This is a genomic window from Metapseudomonas cellulosilytica (assembly GCF_049334135.1).
Taxonomy (GTDB): Bacteria; Pseudomonadota; Gammaproteobacteria; order Pseudomonadales; family Pseudomonadaceae; genus Metapseudomonas.
Window position 1 is genome coordinate 151,737 of the sequence record NZ_JBHZGN010000003.1, and the last position, 22,312, is coordinate 174,048.

21 protein-coding genes are annotated in these 22,312 nt (G+C 66.0%); 7 read left to right on the plus strand and 14 right to left on the minus strand.

Annotation, left to right across the window (positions count from 1 at the left end):
- The first annotated feature begins 74 nt into the window (after positions 1–74).
- The 5 genes from ACFW0H_RS04950 to ACFW0H_RS04970 all read left to right on the plus strand — a co-directional run bounded on the left by ACFW0H_RS04950 (position 75) and on the right by ACFW0H_RS04970 (position 6,220).
- Entirely contained in the window at positions 75–2,327 is a 2,253-nt protein-coding gene (locus tag ACFW0H_RS04950) for a PAS domain-containing sensor histidine kinase (protein ID WP_422912782.1), read from the plus strand.
- A gap of 26 nt (positions 2,328–2,353) precedes the next feature.
- A complete protein-coding gene (locus ACFW0H_RS04955; RefSeq protein ID WP_422912783.1) occupies positions 2,354–2,986 on the plus strand; it encodes a response regulator transcription factor in 633 nt (210 codons plus the stop codon).
- Between the two features lie 129 nt (positions 2,987–3,115).
- The gene (locus ACFW0H_RS04960) at positions 3,116–3,325 is read left to right on the plus strand and encodes a hypothetical protein (RefSeq protein ID WP_422912784.1); all 210 of its coding nucleotides are present in this window, start codon (positions 3,116–3,118) and stop codon (positions 3,323–3,325) included.
- Positions 3,326–3,433: 108 nt separating this feature from the next.
- The gene (locus ACFW0H_RS04965) at positions 3,434–4,798 is read left to right on the plus strand and encodes a glutamine synthetase family protein (RefSeq protein WP_422912785.1); all 1,365 of its coding nucleotides are present in this window, start codon (positions 3,434–3,436) and stop codon (positions 4,796–4,798) included.
- A gap of 108 nt (positions 4,799–4,906) precedes the next feature.
- Positions 4,907–6,220, plus strand: a complete 1,314-nt coding sequence (locus ACFW0H_RS04970) for an NAD(P)/FAD-dependent oxidoreductase (RefSeq protein ID WP_422912786.1) — start codon at positions 4,907–4,909, stop codon at positions 6,218–6,220.
- A gap of 234 nt (positions 6,221–6,454) precedes the next feature.
- On the opposite strand, the gene ACFW0H_RS04975 is transcribed toward ACFW0H_RS04970, so the two are convergent.
- The 8 genes from ACFW0H_RS04975 to metG all read right to left on the minus strand — a co-directional run bounded on the left by ACFW0H_RS04975 (position 6,455) and on the right by metG (position 13,761).
- Entirely contained in the window at positions 6,455–6,634 is a 180-nt protein-coding gene (locus tag ACFW0H_RS04975; RefSeq protein WP_422912787.1) for a PA3496 family putative envelope integrity protein, read from the minus strand.
- Positions 6,635–6,742: 108 nt separating this feature from the next.
- On the minus strand, positions 6,743–7,381 hold the full coding sequence (gene nth, locus ACFW0H_RS04980; protein WP_422912788.1) for an endonuclease III: 639 nt from the start codon (positions 7,379–7,381) through the stop codon (positions 6,743–6,745).
- Positions 7,381–7,950 carry an Rnf-Nqr domain containing protein gene (locus ACFW0H_RS04985; protein WP_422912789.1) on the minus strand — a complete coding sequence of 190 codons (570 nt, stop codon included), beginning with the start codon at positions 7,948–7,950 and terminating at the stop codon, positions 7,381–7,383. The genes nth and ACFW0H_RS04985 overlap by 1 nt, the downstream gene beginning before the upstream one ends.
- Entirely contained in the window at positions 7,947–8,555 is a 609-nt protein-coding gene (locus ACFW0H_RS04990; protein WP_422912790.1) for an RnfABCDGE type electron transport complex subunit G, read from the minus strand. Before ACFW0H_RS04990 ends, ACFW0H_RS04985 begins: the two co-directional genes overlap by 4 nt.
- The gene (locus ACFW0H_RS04995) at positions 8,552–9,559 is read right to left on the minus strand and encodes an RnfABCDGE type electron transport complex subunit D (RefSeq protein ID WP_422912791.1); all 1,008 of its coding nucleotides are present in this window, start codon (positions 9,557–9,559) and stop codon (positions 8,552–8,554) included. Before ACFW0H_RS04995 ends, ACFW0H_RS04990 begins: the two co-directional genes overlap by 4 nt.
- A gap of 12 nt (positions 9,560–9,571) precedes the next feature.
- Positions 9,572–10,939, minus strand: coding sequence for an electron transport complex subunit RsxB (gene rsxB / locus ACFW0H_RS05000; RefSeq protein ID WP_422912792.1), 1,368 nt, complete (start codon positions 10,937–10,939; stop codon positions 9,572–9,574).
- On the minus strand, positions 10,936–11,490 hold the full coding sequence (locus tag ACFW0H_RS05005) for an Rnf-Nqr domain containing protein (protein ID WP_422912793.1): 555 nt from the start codon (positions 11,488–11,490) through the stop codon (positions 10,936–10,938). The genes rsxB and ACFW0H_RS05005 overlap by 4 nt, the downstream gene beginning before the upstream one ends.
- 237 nt (positions 11,491–11,727) lie before the next feature.
- A complete protein-coding gene (gene metG / locus ACFW0H_RS05010; protein ID WP_422912794.1) occupies positions 11,728–13,761 on the minus strand; it encodes a methionine--tRNA ligase in 2,034 nt (677 codons plus the stop codon).
- Positions 13,762–13,907: 146 nt separating this feature from the next.
- Here metG and apbC point away from each other — a divergent pair, with 146 nt between their 5' ends.
- Both apbC and dcd read left to right on the plus strand, forming a co-directional pair.
- Complete coding sequence (gene apbC / locus ACFW0H_RS05015; RefSeq protein ID WP_422912795.1) at positions 13,908–15,002, plus strand: iron-sulfur cluster carrier protein ApbC; 1,095 nt, start codon at positions 13,908–13,910, stop codon at positions 15,000–15,002.
- Between the two features lie 90 nt (positions 15,003–15,092).
- Complete coding sequence (gene dcd, locus ACFW0H_RS05020) at positions 15,093–15,659, plus strand: dCTP deaminase (protein ID WP_422912796.1); 567 nt, start codon at positions 15,093–15,095, stop codon at positions 15,657–15,659.
- 211 nt (positions 15,660–15,870) lie between these two features.
- On the opposite strand, the gene nadE is transcribed toward dcd, so the two are convergent.
- From nadE to ACFW0H_RS05050, 6 genes are all read right to left on the minus strand, one after another.
- Positions 15,871–16,698 carry an ammonia-dependent NAD(+) synthetase gene (gene nadE, locus ACFW0H_RS05025; protein ID WP_422912797.1) on the minus strand — a complete coding sequence of 276 codons (828 nt, stop codon included), beginning with the start codon at positions 16,696–16,698 and terminating at the stop codon, positions 15,871–15,873.
- Positions 16,699–16,710: 12 nt separating this feature from the next.
- Positions 16,711–17,916, minus strand: coding sequence for a nicotinate phosphoribosyltransferase (pncB, locus tag ACFW0H_RS05030; protein ID WP_422912798.1), 1,206 nt, complete (start codon positions 17,914–17,916; stop codon positions 16,711–16,713).
- A 308-nt stretch (positions 17,917–18,224) separates the two neighbouring features.
- Positions 18,225–20,768, minus strand: a complete 2,544-nt coding sequence (locus tag ACFW0H_RS05035; RefSeq protein ID WP_422912799.1) for a penicillin acylase family protein — start codon at positions 20,766–20,768, stop codon at positions 18,225–18,227.
- An 82-nt stretch (positions 20,769–20,850) separates the two neighbouring features.
- Entirely contained in the window at positions 20,851–21,501 is a 651-nt protein-coding gene (locus ACFW0H_RS05040) for a glutathione binding-like protein (RefSeq protein WP_422912800.1), read from the minus strand.
- A gap of 79 nt (positions 21,502–21,580) precedes the next feature.
- Positions 21,581–21,778, minus strand: a complete 198-nt coding sequence (locus ACFW0H_RS05045; protein WP_422912801.1) for an SEC-C metal-binding domain-containing protein — start codon at positions 21,776–21,778, stop codon at positions 21,581–21,583.
- A 7-nt stretch (positions 21,779–21,785) separates the two neighbouring features.
- The gene (locus ACFW0H_RS05050; protein ID WP_422912802.1) at positions 21,786–22,286 is read right to left on the minus strand and encodes an LEA/WHy family protein; all 501 of its coding nucleotides are present in this window, start codon (positions 22,284–22,286) and stop codon (positions 21,786–21,788) included.
- Between the last annotated feature and the right edge of the window lie 26 nt (positions 22,287–22,312).

The following is a 22,312-nucleotide window of genomic DNA, read 5'->3' on the forward strand; positions in this document are numbered from 1 at the left end:
TTACCTCAGTAGGGTGGGCTTCAGCCCACCAGCAAGCGGTATATCCTTGCCCACCCCCAGCCGCTGGATTCGCCATGACCCAGACCCCGGTTCGTCTTCACACCTGGCTACGCCTGCAACGCGAGGGCGTGCCCCTGGCCGCTCGCGCCGATGCCTTGTGCCGGGCCCTGCGCGGCTGTCCCGAAGTGCGCCAGGCCTTCTACCTGGGCTGGCAGCCCGGCGCGCGTATCTACAGCCATGAAGGCAGTGGCCACCAGTTGCCACCGGGGCAGGGCGACCCCTTGCTGGCCAGCGACGAGGTCCTGGCGGCGCGCCTGGCTGCGGAGGGGCGCCTTGGCCTGGACCAGGTGCGCCAGTTGGATTGCTGGCTGGCCGGGCGCCTGCGCCGTGCCGCCATCAGCCACGGCCAGGTCTTCGCGCTGGCACTGGAGGCGGGGCAGCAGGGCTTGCTGCTGGTGGAGGTACGGGAAGGCGTGGGCCTGGACTGGCTCGGCTGGGTCCACGAATTGCTCGGCACCCTGCTTGGCAGTATCACCGGCCTGCTGCGCGCCTCGCCCTTGCTCGGCCATGACCCGCAACCGAGCCTGCTGGTGGATGCCGAGGCTCGTCCGCTGGAGTTGAACGCCGCATTGCTGGCTCTGCTGGGCGAATTGCCCCTGGCCGAGGTACTGCGCTTCCTGCCGGTCAATCACGCTGCCCTGGTGCGGGCCTGCCTGGCCCAGGAGCGCGCCATCGAAGGGGTGGAGGCTGATTGCGGCGAGCGCATGCTGATCTGGACCTACATCCCCGACCCGCAGGAGCAGCGGGTGCTGGCGCGCTGCCGCGAGGCCACCGCGCAGATCCGCGCCGAACGCGAGGCGGCGCGGGCGCGGCGGCTGTACCGGCTGATCACCGAGAACACCACCGACCTGATTTCCCGGCATACCCCGGACGGTCGTTTCCTCGATGCCTCGCCGGCCTCCTGGACCCTGCTCGGCTACTGGCCGGAGGAGCTGCGCGGGCAACTCGCCCAGTGCCTGTTCCATCCCCAGGAGCTGGCCCAGCTGGTGCAGCGTGCCCGCGATGCGCTGGAGCAGGACGGCTACCACACCATGACCTACCGCATCCGCCACCGGGCCGGGCATTACCTCTGGTTCGAGACCGCCAGCCGCGCCATCCGCGAAACCTACACCGGTGCCGTGGTGGAGGTGGTCAGCGTGTCCCGCGACATCACCGCGCGGGTGCAGGCGGAAGAGAACAAGCGCCGCCTGGCCGAAGTGGTGGAAGCCAATACCGACCCGGTGCTCTTCGTCGATCCGGCCGGGCATATCACCTACCTCAATCCGGCGGCGCGACGTGCACTGGGCCTGGGGGCGCAACAGCCGATGCCGGCGCTGGACCAGATCGTCGCCGCCGAAGACCTCGCGCGCCTGCAGCGCGAAGGCTGGAGCACCGCCGAGCGCCAGGGTGTGTGGAAGGTCGACACCCGCCTCCAGCCGCCGGCCGGTGGTGCTTCGGTGCCGGTGTCCATGGTGCTGCTGGCCCACAGCACAGCGGGCGGCGAACGCTACTACTCCCTGGTAGCCCGGGACATGACCGAGCGCGAACTGCGCGAGGCCCAGCAGCGCCGCCACCAGGATGAACTGGCCCACACCGCGCGGCTGGTCACCCTGGGTGAGCTGGCTTCCGGCATCGCCCACGAGATCAACCAGCCCCTCGCGGCGGTGATGAACTACGCCGGGGCCAGTCAGCGTTACCTGCAATCCCTGGCCAGCAATCCCAAGGCCGCCGAGCGGGTGGCCCAGGGCCTGGAACGCATCACCGAGCATGCCAACCATGCCTCGGAAGTGATCAAGCGACTGCGTGCCTTCCTGCGCAAGGGACAGCGGCGCATGCAGGCCCTGGACGTTGCCGAAGTGGCCCGCGAGGCGGTACGCCTCTGCGCCTGGGAGGCCGGTGCCAGCCAGGTGGCGATCCTGGAGCAATTACCGGAGAATCTGCCGCCGGTCTATGCCGATCGGGTGCTGCTGGAGCAGGTGCTGCTCAACCTCCTGCGCAATGCCATTGATGCCAACCGCGAGGTCCACCCGGGGCGGGATTCGTTGATCCGCCTGGTGGCGCGGGAGGGGGAGGGGCACCTCGTCATCGAGGTCAGCGACCAGGGGCCAGGGCTCGGCGAAGAGGAGCTGGCGCGCATTTTCACCCCCTTCTACACCAGCAAGCCGGACGGCCTGGGACTGGGGTTGTCGATGAGCCGCAGCATCATCGAAGGTTTCGGCGGCTCCCTCGACGGGATGCCGGGCGAGCAGGGCGGACTGCTGATGCGCTGCCGCCTGCCGCTGCAATAACAAGAATCGAAAAGGAGAGGGGATTGATGTCCAACGGCGGCGAACAGGTGGTCTACGTGGTGGATGACGACCAGGGCATGCTCGATTCCACCGTCTGGTTGCTGGAATCGGTGGGGCTGAAGGCGCTGCCCTTCACCAGCGGGCGCGCCTTCCTCGACGCCTGCGACGCCAGTCTCGACGCCTGCGTCTTGCTGGACGTGCGCATGCCCGGCATGGGCGGCCTCAATGTGCAGGAGGAAATGCGCAGCCGTGGCCTCGACCTGCCGATCATCTTCGTCAGTGGCCATGCCGACGTGCCCATCGTGGTCCGCGCCTTCAAGGCCGGTGCCCGCGACTTCATCGAAAAGCCCTACAACGAACAGCTGCTGCTGGACAGCGTGCAGCAGGCCCTCGGCAGCTCCGACCAACGCCGTGCCGCCGGCGGCCAGGGCCAGTTGGAAGAGCGTCTCGCCAGCCTCACCCCGCGCGAGCGCGACGTGCTGTTGCCGCTGGTGCAGGGCTACACCAACCGCGAAATCGCCGAGCAACTGGATATCAGCGTGAAGACGGTCGACCTCTACCGCGCCCGGGTGATGAAGCGCATGCAGGCCGAACGCCTGCCGGATCTGGTGGGCATGGCCATTGCGGCGGGGTTGGTGGATCCGTTGAAACTTCGGTAGCTGGGCAGCGGAGCCAATCCAACCGCCAATGTTTAGCCATCACTGAACCAAAGATAGAAAAACCTGGATTTTATTCACCCTTGGCGCCGTGCGAGCCTGCGGGGCATACCAATAACACGGCTTTCCCTCATGGGTTGTCCCTCTCCGCACCAATCGCTGCTGGCCGCCTTGCCCCTCGGGCTGATGCGTGCCGCGCGCCGTGCCCCCGGAGTCGCGCCCAAGGTCCAGTTCTCCCGCAAGTGGGCCTCCCACCTCCTGATTTCCCTGCCGCTCGAACTCGCCTTCTGGGCGCTCTGGCATTGCCGTCACGCTCGTCCGCCGGATAGCGCACTCGTCTGATTCCGGCCGCCATCGCAGCGGCCAAACCTCACCCAGAACGAGATTGCTGTTCCTTGCCGAAGCCGGCGAGGGCCTGATTGCGTGCCCACGGGCACTAAAGAGAGCGCCATGAATTTTGCCAGCGTGCAGGAAGCCCGGGATTTCCTCGAGCAGAACCCGGATATCGATGCCTTTGAACTCTTCATCCTCGACGCCAATGGCGTGCCGCGCGGCAAGCTGCTGCACCGCGACGAGCTGCTGGCCGTGTACGAAACCGGCCGGCCGCTGCCCAGCACCATCCTTGGCCTGACCATGCATGGCGAGGACGTGGAGAACTCCGGCCTGGTCTGGGAGGTGGGCGATATCGACTGCCGCGCCTATCCGCTGGAAGGCAGCCTGGTGCGCCTGCCGTGGCGCAAGATGCCCACCGCCGCCGTGCAGGTGAGCATGCATCCGCAGGAGGGCATGCCCGCTGCCATCGCCGATCCGCGCCATGTGCTGGTGGAGATGGTCGAGCGCCTCAAGGCCGACGGCTACCACCCGGTGATGGCCTGCGAACTGGAGTTCTACCTGCTCGACCAGAAGCGTGATGCCGACGGTCGCCCGCAACCGGCCCTGGATGCCGATGGCAACCGTCCGCGCAGTACCCAGGTCTATGGCTTGCGCGAGCTGGAGCAGATCGAGCCCTTCCTCGCCGATCTCTACGCCGCCTGCAAGGCCCAGGGGATTCCGGCGCGCACCGCGATTTCCGAATACGCGCCGGGCCAGGTGGAGATCACCCTGGAGCATGGCGATGCGCTGGAGGCCATGGACCAGGCCGTGCGCTACAAACGCCTGGTCAAGGGCGTGGCCCACGCCCACGGCATGCAGGCCTGCTTCATGGCCAAGCCCTTCGCCGAGATCGCCGGTACTGGCATGCACATGCACGTGAGCCTGGCCGACGCCGAGGGGCGCAATCTGTTCGCCAGCGAAGACCCTGCCGGCACGCCTCTGCTGCGCCAGGCGGTGGGCGGAATGCTGGAGAGCCTGCTGGATTCGCTGCTGCTGTTCTGCCCCAACGCCAACTCCTATCGCCGCTTTCAGGCCAACAGCTACGCGCCCCTGGCACCGACCTGGGGCGTCGACAACCGCACCGTGAGCTTGCGCGTACCGGGCGGCCCGGCCAATAGCCGACATATCGAACACCGCATCTGCGGCGCCGACGCCAACCCCTACCTGGCCGCCGCCGCGATCCTTGCCGGCATCCACCGTGGCATCCGCGAGAACCTCGATCCGGGTGATCCGGTGGAGGGCAACGGCTACGCCCAGGCCAAGGAACTGCTGCCCACCGACTGGCTCACTTCGCTGCGCGCCCTGGAGCAGTCCAGCTGGGCCCGCGATGCCTTCGGCACCGCCTTCCTCGGCGTCTACCTGGCGGTGAAGCGCGCCGAGTACCGCCAGTTCATGGCCGAGGTCGGCGAACAGGACTGGCGCTGGTACCTGACCCAGGCGTGAACCCGAGTTTCGTATCGATTCGAGTCCGCTCCTGTAGGGGCGAATTCATTCGCCAAAGCGAGCCGAAGGCTCGCCCTGACAGACTCGACATTTCCAAAGGATTCCTCCATGACCGCTGCATTCAAACACCCGCTACCCGCCGCCGAGCGCGCGCCTTCCTATTACTCCGCGACCCTCAATGAGGAGACCGCCTACCCGACCCTCGAAGGCGAGGTGAATGTCGATGTCGCCATCATCGGCGGCGGCTTCACCGGCGTCGCCACGGCTGTCGAAATGGCCGAGCGCGGCTACAAGGTCGCGCTGGTGGAAACCCACAAGATCGGTTGGGGCGCTACCGGGCGCAACGGTGGCCAGGTCACCGGCAGCCTCTCCGGCGACGCGGCCATGCGCAAGCAGATGAGCCGCTTCCTCGGCAAGGACGTGGACGACTTCATCTGGTACCTGCGCTGGCGCGGCCACGAGATCATCAAGAACCGCGTGGCGAAGTACGGCATCCAGTGCGACCTCAAGCACGGGCACCTGCACGCGGCCATGAAGGCCTCGCACATGGACGAGCTGAAGGCTTCCTATGAGGAAGCGCTGCGACGCGGCATGGGCGACGACGTCACCCTGCTGGATGCCGCCGGCATGCGCGCGCACCTGGACTCCGACCTCTACGTCGGTGCCATCAAGAACACCCGCAACATGCACCTGCACCCGCTGAACCTGTGCATCGGCGAAGCCAAGGCCGCCGCCAGCCTGGGCACGCTGATCTTCGAGCACTCCGAGGTACAGGACATCATCCACGGCGACCGCCCGGCGGTGATCACCAGCCGCGGCCGCATCAACGCCGCGCAGATCCTGCTGGCTGGCGATGTCTACCACAAGCTGGAGCGCAAGCAGCTCAAGGGCATGATCTTCCCGGCCATGGGCGGCATCGTCACCACCAGACCCCTGGGCGACCTGGCCAGGCAGATCAACCCCCAGGACCTGGCGGTGTATGACTGCCGCTTTGTCCTGGACTACTACCGCATGACCGCCGACGGTCGTCTGTTGTTCGGCGGCGGCGCGAACTACTCCGGACGCGACTCCCGCGATATCGAGGCCGAGCTGCGGCCCTGTATCGAGCGCACCTTCCCGAAACTCAAGGGCGTCGAGATCGACTTCAAGTGGAGTTGTGCCATGGGCATTGTCATCAACCGCATCCCGCAGCTGGGCAAGCTGTCGAAGAACGTCTGGTACTGCCAGGGCTACTCCGGCCACGGCGTGGCGACCACCCACATCATGGGCGAGGTCATGGCCAACGCCATGAGCGGCAGCCTGGAGAAGTTCGACACCTTCGCCCGCTGCCAGCACATCCGCGTGCCCCTCAGCGAGCGCCTGGGCAACCACATGCTGGCGGTGGGCATGTGGTACTACCAGATGATGGAAAAGCTGCGCTGACCGATTTGTTGTGCGTCCTTGATAAGCCGGCCTCGTGCCGGCTTCTTTTTGTCCGCTGTATGTAGGGGCGATTTCAATCGCCAAGCGGGCCGCAGGTCCGCCCTCCGGTCCATCGGGGGCCGCTGCGCGTCCCTTGGCGAATGAATTCGCCCCTACAGGTTCCATCCTTGCCCGCTGAGAGGCATGCGGCACAAACAGAAAGCCCCGCATCTGCGGGGCTTTGAGAGGTATCGACTACAGGTCGAAGTCGTAATCGTTAAGCTGCTTCTGCAAGCGCCGTTCTTCGAGGTAGTTGTCGATGATGCGGCGCTTGGTCAGGTTGGTTTTCGCGGTTTCTGCCGGGGCATCCGAATCGTCGGCGTCTTCGGAAACGAATTCTTCTTCGAGCTCGATGTCGTCTTTGGCTGTGCTCATAAGGGTCACTCCACAAAGCGGGGCGCTATTGGCGCACCTTATAACGGCAAAGCCAGGGGCGGTAAAAAAGATTTTTTCAATCGGATACCTGACTGAATCAATAGGTTATCAATCGTCAGACGTCTTCGCCTTGTACTCGCACAGGTCTTCGATGCGGCATGCACCGCAGCGCGGTTTGCGGGCGACGCAGACGTAGCGGCCGTGCAGGATCAGCCAGTGATGGGCGTCCAGCAGGAATTCCTTGGGTACGAATTTCAGCAGTTTCTTTTCCACCTCCAGCACGTTCTTGCCGGGGGCGATGCCGGTGCGATTGCTGACCCGGAATATGTGGGTATCCACGGCCATGGTGGGTTGGCGGAAGGCCGTGTTGAGGACCACGTTGGCGGTCTTGCGGCCGACGCCGGGCAGGGCTTCGAGGTCTTCGCGGTTGTCCGGCACCTGGCTGCCATGTTTCTCGATGAGGATGCGGCAGGTCTCGATGACGTTCTTGGCCTTGCTGTTGTACAGGCCGATGGTCTTGATGTACTCCGACAGTCCCTCCACGCCCAAGGCGTAGATGGCCTCCGGGGTATTGGCCACCGGGTAGAGCCTGGCCGTGGCCTTGTTCACGCCGACGTCGGTAGCCTGGGCGGAAAGAATGACCGCGATCAGCAGTTCGAAGGGGGTGCTGTAGGCCAGCTCAGTGGTGGGGTTGGGGTCGTCGTCGTGGAGGCGGCGGAAGATTTCGTAGCGTTTCGCGGCGTTCATCAGGAGTCAGCGGTCCGGTTGGTCAGGTGGCGCCAGAGCGCCAGTAGCGTACCGATCAGGATAAAGGCTCCGGGCGCCAGGGCGAACAGGGGAATGCCATCGGCGCTGAATTGCACGCGCCAGTCCAGGGCTGTCGGGCCCAGTAGCCAGTCGGAGTGGGCCAGCAGGCTGCCATGCCCGAGCGCTTCACGCAGGGCACCCAGCAACAGGGCCAATACGGCGAAAGCAAGCCCCGCGCGCAAGCCCTCGAAGGCGTCGGGACGTTCGCGTTGCGCCAGTTGCAGGCAGGGCAGTACCAGCAGGTAGGTGTAAGGCCCCAGCGCGCGGTGCAGCTCGAACGCGGTGGCCTGCAGCAGCAGGCTGCCCAGGCTCACCAGCAGCGCGCAGAGGAGCAGCGTGCCGAGCCCGTGGGCATGACCTACGAGGTGACGATCGAGGAGCGGCAGGACCAGGCCGAAAAGCGTCAGCAGGGGCAGGCCGAGCAGGGCGAGTCCCATGCCCTTCACCAGCAGATCGGTGGCACCCGCCAGCAGCGCCAGGCCCATCAGGCCGAGGTGACGGGCGTTCATGGCGATCTCTCCCCGAGCAGCAATCGGCGATTGCCGTCGAAGAACTGCAGGGCATGCTGGGTGGCGCTGACCACGGCGCGGGAGGTGATGGTGGCGCCGGCGATCTGGTCGAACTGGCCGTTGTCGGCCTTCACCCGCCATTCCGCCTCCGGGTGGCTGGCCAGGGACTGATCGGCGAAGGACTTCAGCCAGGGGCTTCGTGCCGGTTCGATGCGGTCGCCTATCCCCGGGGTTTCGCGATGGCCGAGGACCTTGGTGGCCAGCAGCCGACCATCCGGGCGGATTGCCAGCAACAGCCGGATCGGCCCTTCGTAGCCCTTTGCCGCGACCGGCAGCAGTACGGCCACCGGTGCACCTTCACGGGTGGCCAGCCATGCCGATGGCGGCGCCGGGTTGCCCAGCAGTTCGCTCGCAGGCAGGGCGATGGGGCGGACCAGGGGATGGTTGTCGTAGCTGCCAGGGGGCAGCAGGTCGAGCAGGGCGCGCTCGTCGGCGGCCTGGCGTTCGGCTTCGATACGGCCGGCCAGCAACCGGTCGGCGGCGATCAGCACGGTGAGGCCCAGGCCCGCCAGCAGGGCAAGGGTCGCCAGGCTGCGGCCGTTCATGGCTGCGGCTCCTGGCCGCGCGGGGCGTAGCGGTCGAGGGCCGGCACCAGCAGGTTCATCAGCAGGATCGCGAAGGCCATGCCATCGGCATAGCCGCCCCAGGTGCGGATGCCATAGACCAGCAGCCCGGTGCCGATGCCGAACAGCAGGCGGCCACGGTCGCTGGCTGCGCCGGATACCGGTTCGGTGGCGATGAAGAAGGCGCCGAGCATGGTGGCGCCGCTGAACAGGTGAAAGAACGGCGAACCGTTGGAGTCCGAACCGGAGCCGTTCCAGCACAGCAGGCTGATGACGAAGAGCCCGGCCAGCAGGCCCGCCGGCGCGTGCCAGCGGATCACCCGGCGTTGCAGCAGGAACAGGCCGCCGAGGAGGAAGGCCAGGTTGACCCATTCCGCGCCGCGCCCGCCGAAGCTGCCGAAGGCCAGGTGGCCGGCGAAGAGTTCGTCGATGGTCAGGCGGTCATTGTGCTTGAGGCTGTCCAGCGCGGTGGCCTGGCTCCAGCCGTCCACCAACCCACCGCCGATGCCCAGCACCTGCTGCAGGGATTCACCCAGGCCGTGGTGCTGGCCGGGTGTGGGCCACTGGTTGAGTTGGGCGGGGAAGGCCACCAGCACCAATGCATAGCCGAGCATGGCCGGATTGAAGGGGTTCTGCCCGAAACCACCGAACAGGGCCTTGCCAAAGAGCAGGGCGAAGGCGCAGGCGCAGGCGGTCAACCACCAGGGCGAGTAGGGCGGCAGGGCCAGGGCCAGCAGTGCGGCACTGACCAGGGCGCTGCCCTCGCCCAGCAGGGGCTGATTGAACAGCGCTGCCTCCGGCGCGGCGGGCTGCCGACGCAGGTGGCGCACCATGGCCTCGCAAACCAGAGCGACCGGCAGGGCCACCAGCAGTTGCAGCAGACTGCCCCAGCCGTACTGCCAGAACAGCGCCAGCAGGCCCGGCAGGCAGGCCAGCAGCACCAGCTGCATGCTGGGGCGCGGGTCGAAGGCCGGGCGCGTGGTCATGGCGATCGGCGGTCAGGCGTGTTCGGCCAGGGCCCGCTCGGCCCGGGCCAGGCGTTCACGGGCCTGTGCCAGGGTGGCCGGGTCGACATCGGCCTGGCGCTCCAGTTTGCTGACGTCGGCGCGGGCGTAGGCCAGTTCGGTCTTCAGGGCGCGCATGGCCGGGTCCACCGGGCGCTTGTCGATGCGTTGCAGGTTTGGCGGTTGCTTGCCGGAGGCATCCTCGGCGGCGTGCAGGGCGGCTTCAGCGTCGGTCAGGGCCTGGCGCAGTGGGACCAGTTCCGCGTCGTCGGCGCCGCGCGCTTCGGCGCTCTTCAGCTCGGCGCGACGGCCGGCCAGGGCGATCTTGGCCTGCTTGAGACGGGCCTCGCCTTCGCCGGCCGCGGGCGCCGGGGGAGTGCCCTGGAGGCTTTCCAGGCGTTGCTGGGCCTGTTCCACCGCGGCGCGCAGTTCGGCCAGTTGCGCCTGCTGATCGTCCGAGGGCGTTTCGCCAAAGGCTTTCTCGGCCCTGGCCAGCTGTGCGCGGCTCATGGCGGCGGCGATCTTCGCCTGCTTGAGGGCGGCTTCGTCCACTTGCGGGGCCGGCGCGTCCATAGCGGTCTGGAGGGCGGCCTGGGCCTTTTCGTTGGCGGCGCGCAGCTCGGCGACCTGCGCTTGCAGGTCCGAGGTACCGTAGATCTCCAACTGGGTTTCGGCCTTCTTCAGCGCCACCTGGGCCATGGCTGCCTCGATCTTCAGGCGCTTCTGCTGGTCGCTGAGACTGGGGGCGGCGGCTTTCTGCGCCTTCACCCGTTCGATGGCGGCCTGCACCGCGTCCAGCGGTGCGGCGGTGACCTGCTGGGCTTGGGCCGCGCGGGCGGCGCGGGCTTCGCGCTCGGCCTGGCGGCGGGCCTCGTCGCGGGCGAGCCGCGCATTGCGGAATTCGAAGCGCTCACGGAACTGGTCGGCGCGCTGGCGCTGGGCGCGGGCCTCGGGTTCGGCCAGCGGCAGGATGTCGATGCAATCCACCGGGCAGGGCACCACGCAGAGTTCGCAGCCGGTGCATTGGTCGGTGATGACGGTGTGCATCTGCTTGGCGGCACCGACGATGGCGTCCACCGGACAGGCCTGGATGCACTTGGTGCAGCCGATGCATTCGGCCTCGCGGATGAAGGCGATCTGCGGCGGCACCGGGCCGTTGGGGGCATCCAGGGGCAGAGGCGCGACCTTCAGCAGGTCGGCCAGGGCGATGATGGTGACAGTGCCGCCGGGCGGGCACTTGTTGATCGCTTCCCCTTGGGCAATCCCCTCGGCGTAAGGTTTGCAGCCCGGGTGGCCGCATTTGCCGCATTGGGTCTGCGGCAGCAGGGCATCGATGCGCTGGATCAGGTCGGCCTGGCTCATTGCGCCCCCATGCCGTTGAAGCCAAGGAAAGCCAGGCCCATCAGTCCGGCGCAGATCAGCAGCATCGGCGTACCGCGAAAGGGCGCCGGTACCCGGGAGTCATCCACCTGCTGCAACAGGTCATCGAACAGCGTCAGCACCAGCCAGAAACCCAGTCCGCCGCCGAGGCCGAGACCCAGTGCGGCGGCGAAGCTGCTGGCACTGCCGATCAGCATGGCGCCCAGCGCCGCGCCATTGGCCAGCAACAGGGGCCAGAGGCCTTCCTGGGCCAGGGCGGGACGCAGTCGCGCGAGCAGCTTCAGGCAAAGCCAGGCGAGCGGCGCCAGCAGCGACAGGAATACGAACAGGCGCAGGGGCTCCAGGCCAAGCGGCGCCAGCAGCCACTGGTCGAGGAGCCAGGCCAGTGGCGTGGCCAGGGCGATCAGCGCGCCACCGGCCAGGGCCAATGCGCGGCTGCGTGGCTGGCGCAGGCTGTCGGCGCCCAGGGGGAGGCCGAGGATGAGGTTGTTGACCAGCGCTGCGCCGAGCAGGGCGAAGATGAAGTCGGTCATAGGGCGTGGCGTCGCCGGGCTGTAAAAAGGCCGCGTATTATCCGGGATGCAGCCGGAGCGGTACAGGGGCGCGGCCGCAACGGCCTGCGTCCTGCTACAAGGCTAGCCCAGGGCTTTGCCGTGATGGGTTTCGCTTCGCTCTACCACATCCTACGGGCCTGACCATCGCTGATGGGTTTCGCTTCGAGTAAAACAAAACGCCCGCTGGAAGCGGGCGTTGTGCTGGAGCGCGGTGCCTTACTTGACGCGCTGGCCCGGCTTGGCGCCGCTGTCGGGGCTGAGCAGGTAGATCTCCTGGCCGCCGGGGCCGGCGGCCAGGACCATGCCCTCGGACACGCCGAACTTCATCTTGCGTGCCGCCAGGTTGGCGACGTACAGGGTGAGGCGGCCTTCCAGCTCGCTCGGGTTCGGGTAGGCGCTCTTGATGCCGGAGAAGACATTGCGCTTGGCGTCGCCGATATCCAGGGTCAGGCGCAGCAGCTTGTCGGCACCTTCGACGAACTCGGCCTTCTCGATCAGCGCGATGCGCAGGTCGACGGCGGCGAAGGTGTCGAAGGCGATTTCCGCCGCCAGCGGCTCCTTCACCAGTTCGCCGTTGCCCTTGGGCGCAGACGCGGCGGCCAGGTCTTCCTTGGAGGCGGCGACCATGGCTTCGATCTTCGCCGGCTCGATGCGGGTCATCAGCGGGTTGAACGGGTTCAGCTGGTGGTCGGCGAGCAGCACCTTGTGGTCGTCCCAGGTCAGCGGGGCGACATTGAGGAAGGCCTCGGCGTCGGCGGCCAGCTTCGGCAGCACCGGCTTGAGGAAGATCACCAGCTGGCGGAACAGGTTGACGCCGGCGGCGCATACGGCCTGCACCTCGGCCTGCTTGCCTTCCTGTTTGGCCAGGGCCCAGGGTGCCTTGTCGGCGATCCAGGCGTTGGCGCGGTCGGCCAGGGCCATGATCTCGCGCATGGCGCGGGCGAAGTCACGGTTTTCGAACGCTTCGGCGATGCTCGGGGCGGCAGCGGCGAAGTCGGCGAACAGCTCGGGCGCCGCGTTTCCGGCCACCAGCTTGCCGGCGTTGCCCTTGTGGATGAAACCGGCGCAGCGGCTGGCGATGTTGACTACCTTGCCCACCAGGTCGGAGTTAACCTTCTGCACGAAGTCCTCGAGGTTCAGGTCGAGGTCGTCGACGCTGCGGCTCAGCTTGGACGCGTAGTAGTAGCGCAGGTATTCCGGGCTCAGGTGGTCGAGGTAGGTGCGCGCCTTGATGAAGGTGCCGCGGGACTTGGACATCTTCTGCCCGTTCACCGTCAGGTAGCCGTGCACATTGAGCGCGGTGGGCTTGCGGTAGCCGGCGCCTTCGAGCATGGCGGGCCAGAACAGGGCGTGGAAGTTGACGATGTCCTTGCCGATGAAGTGGTACAGCTCGGCCTTGGAGTCCTTGTTCCAGAACGCGTCGAAGTCCAGCTCGGGACGGCGTGCGCAGAGGTTCTGGAAGCTGGCCATGTAGCCGATGGGCGCGTCCAGCCAGACGTAGAAGTACTTGCCGGGCGCGTCCGGGATCTCGAAGCCGAAGTAGGGTGCGTCACGGCTGATGTCCCACTCCTGCAGGCCGGCATCCAGCCACTCGGCGATCTTGTTGGCCACCGACTCCTGCAGGGCGCCGCTGCGGGTCCACTCCTTCAGCATGGCGTCGAAGTCGGGCAGCTTGAAGAAGTAGTGCAGGGACTCCTTGAGCACCGGGGTGGCGCCGGAGATGGCGGATTTCGGGTTCTTCAGCTCGGTGGGCGCGTAGGTGGCGCCGCACACTTCGCAGTTGTCGCCGTACTGGTCCTCGGCCGCGCATTTGGGGCAGGTGCCCTTGATGAAGCGGTCGGCCAGGAACATCTGCTTGTCCGGGTCGTAATACTGGGTCACCGGGCGGGTGGCGATGTGGCCGGCGTCGCGCAGCTTGGTGTAGATGCCGCTGGACAGCACGCGGTTCTCTTCCGAGTGGGTCGAATGGTAGTTGTCGAAGTCCACCAGGAAGTCGGCGAAGTCGGTGGTGTGCTCGGCTCGGACGTTGTCGATCAACTGTTCGGAAGTGATGCCTTCCTTCTCGGCGCGCAGCATGATGGCCGAGCCGTGGGCGTCGTCGGCGCAGACATAGACGGCCTGGTTGCCGCGCATCTTCTGGAAGCGCACCCAGATGTCGGTCTGGATGTACTCGACCATATGCCCGAGGTGGATGGACCCGTTGGCATAGGGGAGGGCGCTTGTCACAAGGATTTTGCGGGGCTCGGTCATGGTGCTCGGTTACCGGATCTGGAACGAAAGGGAAGTCGGCAACTATATAGGCCCGGCGCGATTTTTTCACCCGTGGGCGACCCAGCGGCCAAGCGGTCGGTTAGGATAGCCGCCTGATTTGCTCGGTTATTCTTTGGAGCCCTGCCATGAGCACCGTTACCCGCGCACAGGTCGAAGCCACCCTGCGCCAGTTCACCGATCCCCACCTCGACCAGGACCCGGTCAGCGCCGGTTGTCTGCGTGAAGTCGACATCCAGGGCGGCAAGCTCCGCGTGCGCCTGGAGCTGGGCTATGCCGCCGGCCTGTTCAAGGCCGGCTGGGCGCAGACGCTGAAGATGGCCCTGGAAAACCTGGATGGCGTGGACAGCGCCGAGGTCCAGGTGGACTGCGTGATCGCGGCGCACAAGGCCCAGGACCAGGTTCCGGCCCTGACCAACGTGAAGAACATCATTGCCGTGGCCTCCGGCAAGGGCGGCGTGGGCAAGTCCACCACCGCCGCCAACCTGGCCCTGGCGCTGGCCCGCGAAGGCGCCCGGGTCGGCATCCTCGACGCAGATATCTACGGCCCCAGCCAGGGCATCATGTTCGGCATCCCGGACGGTACCCGGCCCAAGGTCCGCGACCAGAAGTTCTTCGTGCCCATCGAGGCTCACGGCGTGGAGGTCATGTCCATGGCCTTCCTCACCGATGAGAACACCCCGGTGGTCTGGCGCGGTCCGATGGTCTCCGGTGCCCTGATCCAGCTGATCACCCAGACCGCCTGGGACAACCTCGACTACCTGGTGGTGGACATGCCGCCGGGCACCGGCGACATCCAGCTGACCCTGGCGCAGAAGGTGCCGGTGGCCGGCAGCGTGATCGTCACCACCCCGCAGGACCTGGCATTGCTCGATGCCAAGAAGGGCGTGGAGATGTTCCGCAAGGTGAACATCCCGGTGCTGGGCGTGGTGGAGAACATGGCGGTGCACATCTGCTCCAACTGCGGCCATGCCGAGCACCTGTTCGGCGAAGGCGGCGGCGAGAAGCTGGCGGCCCAGTACGGCGTGGAGCTGCTGGCGTCCCTGCCGCTGTCGATGGCTATCCGCATGCAGTCCGACGGCGGCAAGCCCACCACCATCGCCGACCCGGAAAGCCAGATCGCCATGATCTACCAGCAGATGGCCCGCTCGGTCGGCGCGCGTATCGCGCTGTCCGACCAGGCCGCCACCGCCATGCCGAACATCAGCATCAGCGACGACTGACGGCCCGGCCATCCGGCGGGGCCTTTGCCGAGGCCCGCGCCGGACTGTAAGATTCGCGGTCAATTTTCAGACCCTGACAGGACTCCCGCCATGAGCATCAAATCGGACAAGTGGATTCGCCGCATGGCCCAGGAACACGGCATGATCGAGCCCTTCGTCGAGCGCCAGGTGCGCGGCTTGGACCAGAGCCGGGTGATTTCCTACGGGGTGTCCAGCTACGGCTACGACGTACGCTGCGCCGATGAGTTCAAGGTGTTCACCAACATCTATTCGGCCGTGGTGGACCCGAAGAACTTCGACGAGAAGAGCTTCGTCGACATCAAGAGCGATGTCTGCATCATCCCGCCGAACTCCTTCGCCCTGGCCCGCACCGTGGAATACTTCCGCATTCCCCGCGACGTGCTGACCATTTGCCTCGGCAAGAGCACCTATGCCCGCTGCGGCATCATCGTCAACGTGACTCCGCTGGAGCCCGAGTGGGAGGGCCACGTGACCCTGGAGTTCTCCAACACCACCAACCTGCCGGCGAAGATCTACGCCAACGAAGGCGTGGCGCAGATGCTGTTCCTGCAGTCGGACGAGGCTTGCGATGTCTCCTACAAGGACCGTGGCGGCAAGTACCAGGGCCAGACCGGGGTGACCCTGCCCAAGGCCTGAGGCCTTTCTGGCGGCAATGAAGAAGCCGGGCGATTGCCCGGCTTTTTTGTGCCTGGTGGATGGGGTATCGGTGGGCTGAAGCCCACCCTACGAATGAGTGATTCAGTTTCGTAGGGTGGACAGCGCACTTCTGTCCACCATGGGTGCCAGGCACACCCTGAATGGTGGACCGAAAAGCGTGGTCCACCCTACAGGGAAGGCCTCGCCGGGTTCAGGGCACCAGCGGTAGGTCGCGCTTGTGCTGGCTGTTGTCGTAGGTACGCACGATGATCGCATAGGCCTCCGGGCTGACTTCCTGGCCGTGGAGGAAGGCGTCGATCTCGACGTAGGTGACGCCGTGGGCTTCCTCGTCGGGCTTGCCGGGGCGCAGCTCTTCCAGGTCGGCGGTGGGCACCTTGTGCACGGCGCTGTCCGGGGCGCCGAGGTAGCGGGCGATGGCGCGCACCTGGTTCTTCACCAGGCCGGAGAGCGGGGCCAGGTCGCAGGCGCCGTCGCCGAACTTGGTGAAGAAGCCCATCACCGCTTCGGCGGCGTGGTCGGTGCCGATCACCAGGCCATTGTTGGCATTGGCGATGGCGAACTGGGCCACCATGCGGATGCGCGCCTTGATGTTGCCGGCGACGAAGTCGCGGCGGGCGTCGGTGAGGTTGTTCAGGTGGGTGACCTGCTCGGCCAGGCCGATCACGCTGTCGGCGATGTTCACGGTCTCTTCTTCGTCGGCGTCGATGAAGTTCATCGCCACCTGGGCGTCCGCCTCGTCGTGCTGGACGTTGTAGGGCAGGCGCACGGCGATGAAGCGGTAGCCGGCATCACCGGTCTCGGCGCGCAGTTCCTCCACCGAGAGCTGGGCCAGGCGGCCGGCGGTGGTGGAGTCGACGCCGCCGCTGATGCCGAGCACCAGGACCTTGAGGCCGGACTTGCGCAGGCAGTCCTTGATGAACGCCTTGCGCCGCTCGACTTCGGCCACCAGGGCGGCTTCGTCGGCGAAGGGCGGGACGACGTCCAGGGCCTTGGCGATTTCTTGCTGGCGATTGCTCATGTGCGGAGTCCTTTACTGGGCGTCGGTGACGCGGAAAACGTGTTTCAGGTAGGTGACGAAGTTTTCGTCGCGGCATTGGGTTTTGCCCGGCACATCGGAGATTTTCGCCACCGGCTGGCCATTGCAGCCGGTCATCTTGATCACGATGTTCATGGGCTCGACGCCGGGAATGTCGCAGGTCAGGTTGGTGCCTATGCCGAAGCTGACGTGGATGCGCCCGCGCAGGGCACGGTAGAGGGCCATGGCGCGGGGCAGATCGAGGCCGTCGGAGAATACGAGGGTCTTGGTCTGCGGGTCTATGCCCAGCTTCTCGTAATGGGCGATGGCTTTCTCCGCCCACTGCAGCGGGTCGCCGGAGTCGTGGCGCAGGCCGTCGAAAAGCTTCGCGAAGTACAGGTCGAAGTCGTTGAGGAAGGCCTGCATGGTGATGCAGTCGGTGAGGGCGATGCCCAGCAGGCCCCGGTACTCGCGCACCCAGCAGTCGAGGGCGGCGATCTGGCTGTCGATCAGGCGCGGGCCGAGCTGCTGGTGGGCCATCAGCCATTCGTGGGCCATGGTGCCGATGGGCTTGATGTCGTACTCGCGGGCCAGGTGCACGTTGCTGGTGCCGACGAAGCGGCCGGGGAAGTCGCGCTTGAGGATATGCACCACTTCTTCCTGAACCTTGTAGGAGAAGCGTCGGCGGGTACCGAAGTCGGCCAGTTGGAAGCCTTCCAGCTCTTCGTCGCTGGCGTTGGCGCGCAGCCAGTCAAGCTTGCGGTAGAGCTGCTCGCGGGCCTGGATCAGCTTGATATCGCGATAGCGGTAGCGGTTGCGCACCTCGCTGATGATGGCCAGCAAAGGAATCTCGAAGAGGATCACGTGCAGCCAGGGACCCCGCAGGCGCACGCAGAGCTGCCCGTCATCGATGCCCAGCTGGAGGTAGCGCAGGTTGAAGCGGAACAGGCTGAGGAAGCGGGTGAAGTCCGGCTTGATGAAGGGGATGCGCTCGAGGAAGTTGAGCTGGTCGGGGGTGATGGAGATGTCCGCCAGTTGCTCGATCTGGTAGCGGATTTCCGCGAGGTAGGGCGTCAGGTCTTCATCGTTGCGGCAGCGGAACTCCCATTCGACTTCGGCGTTGGGATAGTTGTGCAGCACTGCCTGCATCATGGTCAGCTTGTAGAAGTCGGTGTCCAGCAGGTTCTGGATGATGCGGCCGGAAAAGGCGCTGTCGGGCATGGTCGGTTCTCGAGGCTCCAATCAGCCGATAGGGAGGGGCAGGATGCGACAAGGGGCCGGGCGGTGCAAGACGGCCCGAATCGGCTGAACCTTGTAGGGGCGAATTCATTCGCCAACCGGATCGCAGTTCCGGCCAGGGGGGACGCTGCGCGTCCCTTGGCGAATGAATTCGCCCCCACAGGAAAAGCAGCTCCGTGCCGGCAAGCGGGCAAAAGAAAAGGCGCCCAGGGGCGCCTTGAAATGTGATCTATGGAGTAAGTCCACTGGATCAGAACGGTGGGGCGGCGGGAAGTTCCGCCGCCTGGGGGTCATTTTTGCGGCGTCAGCATGAGGCGCTTGGTGCCGTAGATGGAGTCGAGGTTCTGCCCCTGGAAGGGGAACTTCATGTAGCGCGCCTTGAGCCAGGCGTCGATGCCATCGGCGTAGTGCGGGCTGGCCGGGTTGCCGGACTGGCCGGTGCTGTTCATGCCGATCATGGGTTCGGGCTGGCCGAAGTCGACGACGATGCGCATGGCCGGGATCAGCCAGGTGTTGAAGTCCTGCCCCCAGTGGTAAGCCGAGACGTTGAGGGTGCTGTGGTCGCCGCCGGCCGGGTAGGGGCCACGGTCCAGGTAGCCCTTCAGCGCATTGAGACCGGTGCGCTGGCTGGCACTCATGTAGGGCGCCAGCTGGGTGCTCTCGGTGACCCACTCGTAGCTGTGCAGCTTGCCCCACTGCCAGGCCTTGCGGTCGGCACCCAGGCGGCCTTCGGCGAAGCTGACGGCGGCAGCCAGGCTGCGGGCGAGGATGGCCGGCTTGTCTTCCTTCTGCGGAGTCTTCACGTCGTCCCAGAAGGGACTGTCGACGCGGCCCAGCAGGTGGTCGGCCTGGGCTGAATAGGAGAGGTCGGCAGTCTGCACCAGGGCACGCCAGGCCGGGCTGGTTTCCGGGCCCAGTTCGTCGAGGAAGATCTGCCGCGCGCTTTCGTGGAGGAAGGCGCCATAGTAGGCGGCGTCCGCCGAGGTGGGGCTGAGGCGGCCGTCGAAGGCCAGCAGGCGGTCGAGGCCCTCTTGCGCCTTGGCACGGTCGGCCGGAGGCAGGGCATTGATGGCCTGCTTGAGCGGCTGGGCCATGCCCGGGTCCTGCAGCATGGTCTTGAGCTTGGCCGGGAAGGGGCTGGTCTGGTCGTACTGCATGGCGATCATGCTCTGCCAGTCATGCTTGCCGCTGCCGCCGGCCAGCTCCGCAATGCGTTCGGCGCGCTCCGGGTAGTACCAGGAGTTGGACAACTGCACGCCATAGCCGCCTTGCACGGTGCGGTGGTTGGCAGTGCCGAGCCAGCCCTGGGCCGGGTCCTGGTCATAGGGGTGGAGCATGGGGTCGGCGTAGCCGTCCCAGTCATAGCGGCCGTCCCAGCCGGGGGAAGGCAGCAGGCCGCGGCCTTCGCGACGGTTGGGGTAGCGGCCGGTGACCTGCCAGGCGATGTGTTTGGCATCGGCGTAGAGGATGTTCAGGCCCACGGCGCGGATCTCGCGAGTGGCCTCGTGGGCCTGTTCCACCGACTGGGCGCGGGACAGGGCGAAGAAGGCGTCCAGGGACTGGTCCGCCTCGAACTGGCTGGTCTGCAGGGCGATGCCGTAGCCGCTCTCGAGCTCCAATGGTTGCAGCGGGTGCTTGCGCTGGCCGAGGACGGAGTTCAACAGCGGGCCGTGGCGGGTCTCGTAGATCACCTCGCGCACCGGACGCTCGCCCTTGATGATGAAGGTTTCCATCCGCTGGCTGGCCGGTACCCACTTGCCATCGGCCTGGTAGTAGAGGCTGCTGCCTTCACGCTTGATCTTCTCCAGGAACAGGTCCTGGTTGTCGCCCATGACCATGGTCATGCCCCAGGCGAGCTTGCCGTTGAAACCTGCGACCACGGCCGGTACGCCGGCGATGGAGACGCCCGCGGCCTGGAATTTCGGCGAGCGGATCTGCACGAAGTTCCACACCGAGGGCATGGCGATGGGCAGGTGGGTGTCGTTGGCCAGGATGCTGCGGCCGGTACGGCTCTTCTGCGGCGCGATGGCCCAGTTGTTGGAGGCGGCGACGCCGAGCATGTTGAGCGCGGCGATCTGCCCCGCAGCGTCGTTCAGCGCCGTGAGGCCCGGAATCTGCCCGCCCAGTTGCAGGCCCTTGAGCTTCTCGGTTTCCTCGAAGGGCAGTGGCTCATCCGGGTAGATGGGGGTCAGCCAGGCCAGCTTGTCCGCGCCGACCTTCTGGGCCAGGACCAGGGAGGCGATCTCTTCCTGCAGGTTCACCGCCAGGCCGAAGTTCAGCAGGGTGAATACCAGCACCGAGTCTTCCGGCTTCCAGTAGGCGGGCGTGTAGCCGGCCTCGGCCAGGTCCATCGGCAGCTTGTCGCGGTAGCGGTAGAGGTAGGCGTTGACGCCACGGGCGTAGACCGCGAAGAACTCCTTCAGGCGCGGCGAGGCGTTTTTGTAGAGGATGTCGGCGCTCTTGCGCAGGTTCACCGCGCGCATGAAACGGTCGATTTCCAACACGCCGGGGCCGGCCATCTCGGCCAGGCGGCCTTCGGCCATCAGGCGCAGGCCGACCATCTGGCTGAGGCGGTCGGAGGCGTGGACGTAGCCGAGGGTGAACAGGGCGTCGTGGAACGTGGTGGTTTCGATCAGCGGCATGCCCAGCGGGTTGCGGCGGATCGACACGCTCTGCGCCAGACCCTTGACCGGCTGGAAGCCGGAGGTGGGTGGCAGGCTGCTGGAATAGCGGCTGTCCAGCCAGGACTGGCAGCCGCTGAGGCCGATCATGGCGCCAGCGGCGGCGGCAACGCAGAACCGGGGAAGGAAGCGCTTGGGGGCTGGCGAAGCCATGGAGCAGGCTCTCCTCGAGAGGGCATCGGATAAAACGCGCTACGTTAGTGAGCCGTCCCGCGCCGCGCAAGCGCCGTCCGGGCTACTTTTTCACGGCGGCGGGGTTCACCTGTTCCACCAGGGCATAGGCGCGCGCGGTGGCTGGGCGGGCCTTGATGTCCTGGTACCAACGCTTGAGGTTGGGAAAGTCGTCCAGGTCCTGCTCCTGCCAGGGGTGACGGTCGATCCAGGGGTAGATGGCCATGTCGGCGATGCTGTACTCGCTGCCGGCCACGAAGGCGCGATCGGCCAGGCGCTTGTCCAGCACGCCGTAGAGGCGCGCCGTTTCCTTGACGTAGCGTTGTATGGCGTAGGGCAATTTCTCCGGCGCGAAGCGATTGAAGTGGTGGTTCTGCCCGGCCATCGGGCCGAGGCCGCCCATCTGCCAGAACAGCCATTGCAGGCAATCCTGGCGGCCGCGCAGATCCTGCGGGATGAAGCGCCCGGTTTTCTCGGCCAGGTAGAGCAGAATGGCGCCGGATTCGAACAGCGACAGGGGTTCACCGCCGTCGGCAGGCTCCTGGTCGACGATGGCGGGGATGCGGTTGTTCGGCGAGATCTTCAGGAAGTGCGGCTGGAACTGCTCGTCCTTGTTGATGTTGATCGGGTGGAGGCGATAGGGCAGGCCGGATTCTTCGAGGAACAGGGTGACCTTGTGGCCGTTGGGGGTGGTCCAGTAATAGAGGTCGATCATCTGGAAGACTCCAAGGGATATTGCACGTTCCTGAAACGAACAGGCCCGCACGAGGCGGGCCTGGAAAAGAACGCCGGTGTCAGGCGCCGTGGCACTTCTTGAATTTCTTCTGGCTGCCGCAGGGGCAGGGATCGTTGCGACCCACTTCCTTCAGCGGGTTGCGCACCGGCTCCTGGGGACCATGGTTGCAGTGTGGGCCGTGCACGTGGTGGTGATCGTGGTCATGGTCATGGTCGTGGTTGCAGTTCGGACCATGGACGTGGGGTTCTTGACTCATGAAGGTTCTACTCCGGGATGTAACTGCCGGGGATTATCTCGCCATTGCGGCTGAGGTGCACGCTCTTGCCGAACATCAGCCCGGTCTTCACTTCGCCCTGCAAGCGGTACTTGATGGGCTCGTAGGGTTTTTCCAGGAGCTTGACGATGTACTTCATGTGCCGCCAGAGATTGGTGCGCACCGGTACTTCGAAGGTCTGGCTGCCATGGGCGGGAACGGTGAACCAGGTGCTCGACTCGCCCGAGGCGAGTTTCACGTCATTGAGGTGCACGGTATAGACCAGCCCGCGCACCGGCAGGCTGACGTCATTGGGATTGTCGATGCGAAAACGTAGCACGAACTGTTGCTCCAGCAGTTTGGCGCGCACCACGTCCACCTTGATCAGGCGCACGTCGGGGTCCTGGAAGCTGCCGCTGAACCAGGTGGAGCATCCACTGAGGCCCAAAAAAGGGAGGGCGAAGAAAAACAGTAGGCTGAGAATTCTTATCGTTTGCGCCTGGTAAAACATTGCATTACTCCGAGTGAGGCTCCAGT